Source organism: uncultured Agathobaculum sp. (genome assembly GCF_963927765.1).
Taxonomy (GTDB): domain Bacteria; phylum Bacillota; class Clostridia; order Oscillospirales; family Butyricicoccaceae; genus Agathobaculum.
The window spans coordinates 1-3,068 of sequence record NZ_CAWVCU010000071.1 but is presented as its reverse complement, the minus strand read 5'-3'; the positions used below and the strand labels follow the sequence as shown (position 1 = coordinate 3,068).

Annotated in this window: 2 protein-coding genes; one reads left to right on the top strand and one right to left on the bottom strand. The window is 56.4% G+C overall.

Annotated features, from left to right (window positions below; translation table 11 throughout):
- Positions 1–226: 226 nt before the first annotated feature.
- Complete coding sequence (gene murD / locus ABGT74_RS06255) at positions 227–1,588, top strand: UDP-N-acetylmuramoyl-L-alanine--D-glutamate ligase (RefSeq protein WP_346704891.1); 1,362 nt, start codon at positions 227–229, stop codon at positions 1,586–1,588.
- 47 nt (positions 1,589–1,635) lie between these two features.
- Here murD and ABGT74_RS06250 read toward each other — a convergent pair whose 3' ends face one another.
- Positions 1,636–2,952: an MATE family efflux transporter gene (locus tag ABGT74_RS06250; RefSeq protein WP_346704890.1), complete on the bottom strand. Its 1,317-nt coding sequence runs from the start codon at positions 2,950–2,952 to the stop codon at positions 1,636–1,638.
- Positions 2,953–3,068: the final 116 nt, after the last annotated feature.

The following is a 3,068-nucleotide window of genomic DNA, read 5'->3' as shown; positions in this document are numbered from 1 at the left end:
GGCGGTATATCTCTGTTGCACTATTCCTGGGGTCGCCCCCGGCGGACGTTATCCGTTATCCTTGCCCTGTGCAGCCCGGACTTTCCTCATGCCGTCAGGCACGCGACCGTCAGCACCAGTCACGACAATCAGTATACCGCAAAAAAACCGCTCCGTCAAACCGGACTTGCAAAATAGACAAAAATCCTGTATACTGTAACCTGTGAAAAAGGCGGTGTACGCATATATGACAGCTTTAGAACAATATTTTGGCGGCCTGTCGGATAAGCGGGTCGGGGTTATCGGCGCCGGGGTGAGCAATATGCCGCTCATCCGTATGCTGCGCGCAGCGGGCGTGCGGGTAACCGTACATGACAAAAAGGACCCAACCGAGTTGGGAGACGGCTATGCCACGCTGGCTACGCTGGGCGTGGATTTTGTGCTCGGGGAGCATTATCTGGATGCGCTGGATGAGGATGTGATTTTCCGCACGCCGGGCGTGCATCCACACTTTTTGCAAAAGGCGTGCGAGCGCGGCTCAGAAATCACCAGTGAGATGGAACTGTTCTTCGCGGTTTGTCCCTGTCCGATCATCGGTGTCACGGGTTCGGACGGCAAGACGACAACCACAACGCTCGTGAGTGAAATTTTAAAGCACGCGGGCTATACGGTGCATCTGGGCGGCAATATTGGAACGCCTTTGCTGCCGCGGGTGAGTGAAATGAAGCCGGAAGACCTTGCGGTCGTGGAACTTTCCTCCTTCCAGCTGATGGGGATGAAGCATTCACCCCATGTGGCGGCAATCACCAACCTCACGCCCAATCATCTGGATTATCACAAGGATTTTGACGAGTATGTGCAGGCCAAGACGGCCATTTATCTCAACCAGACCGAGGACGACCGTTTGGTGCTCAATCTGGATGATGAGGTCACCCGCACGCTGCATGCGTCAGGCAATCTGTTCTGTACCAGCAAAAAGCAAGAGCTGGCCAACGGTGTGTTCCTCAAGGACGATGTAATTTATATTGCGGATAACGGTGTGCGGCGTGAGTTGATGCCGGCGGCAGATATCCGCATTCCCGGCGCGCACAATGTATACAATATGATGATGGCTGCCGCGATCGTGCAGGGCTATGCCTCGGATGACGATATTCGTGAAGTAGCGACCACGTTCGGCGGGGTGGAGCATCGCATTGAGTTTGTGCGCGAGAAGGACGGCGTAAAGTATTACAACGATTCGATTGCGTCCAGCCCGACGCGCACGATCGCAGGACTGGAATCCTTCCAGCAGAAGGTGATCCTGATTGCGGGCGGCTATGACAAGCATATCCCGTATGATGTGCTCGGTGAGCCAATCTGCGAACACGTCAAGCTGCTGCTGGTCACCGGTGCGACTGCGCCCAAGATTCGTGACTGTGTGCTGGCGGTGGAGGGCGAGCATCCGCCCATTCTGGAGGTTGAGAATCTCGAAACCGCTGTGCGTGAAGCGGCGGCACGCGCAGAGGAGGGCGATGTGGTCATCATGAGCCCGGCAAGCGCTTCGTTTGACCGTTTTAAGAATTTTATGGAGCGTGGCAAGCTGTTCAAATCGCTGGTCAACGCGTTATAACAGAATGAAAAGGAACAGGCCTTCGGCGATTGCCGAAGGCCTGTTCTTCATATTTGGCCGGAAGTGAACGCACGCCGGACGCATACCAGCGTCAGAACGGCTGTTACGGCTTCAACGGTGGGGAAGGAAGCCCAGACACCTGTGACACCGAACAAGGCCGCCAGCACAAATAGAATGGGCGGAATGGCAGCCACACCGCGCACCAGTGAAATCGCAAAGCCGACGGCAGTGCGGTTGGAGGCGCTGAAAAAGGTGGCGGATACGATGTTCAACCCTGCGCACCAGAAGCCGAGAAAGTAAATACGCAGACCTGGCACGGCATATCCCGCCAGCACGGGATCACCGGCACTGTTGAACGCTGCGGAGATCGGTTCGGCAAAGGCAGCAACCAGAACATACAACAGCGTGGCAATGCCCAGAGCGGTCAGGATGCCGTAGCGGTACAAGCGGCGCAGCGCGGCGTGGTCGCCCTCGCCGCTGCTGCGGCTGACCAGCGGCTGCATGCCGGTACTCAAGCCTTGAAAGATGGCAATGGCGACAAGCGCCAGATTGGCGATGATACCGTAAGCGGCAACGCCGGTGTTGCCCGTCAAGCGCAGCATAACCAGATTAAACAGCAGCAGCACCACGCCGGAGGAGGCTTCACCAATCAGGGACGATAGGCCGGGGGCACATAGCGCGGGCAGCGCTTGCAGCTTTGGACGGATGCGCAACAGATGAAAACCGCGCGATGGTTTGCGCAGGTGGCCGATTTGCAGCAGGATACTGATGATCGGGGAAACGCCGGTAGCAAGCGCTGCGCCGAACATCCCCATACCGAGCGGGAAAATAAAGAGATAATCGAACACGATATTGGACAGGCTACCGATCACCATACCGCGCATGGCACGTCCAGGATCGCCATCATTGCGTACAAAGGCAAGCAGCACATTGTTCATGACAAAAAAAGGCGAAAAGCTCAGCAGCGTGCGCAGATAGACGCTGGTGAGCGGAAAGGTTTCTGCATCTGCGCCCAGCAGACGGGCAAGCGGGGCTACACCGAACACGCCGAGCAGCAGGAACAGCACGCCGATACCAAGGCCAAGAAAAACCGCATGTGTAAACGCGCGGTCTGCGCCCTTTGTGTCCTGCTGTGCGCGGCAGATGGAAAACTGCGTCGCGCCGCCAACGCCGGTCATCAGCCCAAGTCCGTTGAGCAGATTGAACGCGGGAATGGCAATGTTCAGTGCGGCAAGGCCGGTTGCGCCCGTGCCGAGGGAGACAAAAAAGGTGTCGGCAAGAATGTAGCAGGAAATGCCGATCATGCCGAGCATATTCAGCGACGCATAGCGGCTGAATGTGCGCAGATTTGCGGTCTGGTTCATGGGTTTCCTCCTAAGACTGAAAAGAGCGTCAACCTTTCCATCTTCAAAGGCCTACGATGGAAAGAATGACGCTCAAATTTTTATCCGGCGATAAAAACTCGGGTGGATGCACTTTT